Below are 370 nucleotides of genomic sequence, written 5' to 3'. Positions count from 1 at the left end.
CGCCGATGCCGGTGGAAGTACTGAATCTATTCAACCGCCAATACAACATTCCGCTCGTAGAAGGATACGGCCTAACAGAAGCATCTCCTGTCGTTAGCTTAAATCCGCTGGACGGCGAGAAAAAGCCCGGATCGATCGGCAAGCCGCTCCCTGGCGTAGAAGTGCGTATCGTTGACGAGAAAGGAAACGAGCTTGCGGAAAATCAAGACGGAGAACTTCTTGTAAAGGGTCCGAACGTCATGCAGGGCTACTACAATATGCCGGAAGCGACCGCAGAAACAATTGTAGACGGCTGGTTGCATACGGGCGATATCGCCTATAAAGACCATGAGGGCTACATCTTTATCGTGGATCGTAAAAAAGATATGAT

At 50.0% G+C, this 370-nt stretch carries 1 protein-coding gene; it reads left to right on the top strand.

Annotated elements, in window-relative coordinates:
- A partial coding sequence (locus B2899_RS08860; RefSeq protein ID WP_286885168.1) for an AMP-binding protein occupies positions 1-370 on the top strand: 370 nt, incomplete at both ends.

Origin of the sequence: Aneurinibacillus sp. UBA3580 (assembly GCF_002375825.1) — a bacterium.
GTDB classification, from domain to species: domain Bacteria; phylum Bacillota; class Bacilli; order Aneurinibacillales; family Aneurinibacillaceae; genus Aneurinibacillus; species Aneurinibacillus danicus.
Note: the sequence above shows the minus strand (reverse complement) of the source record. Positions and strands in the feature narration are given on the sequence as shown.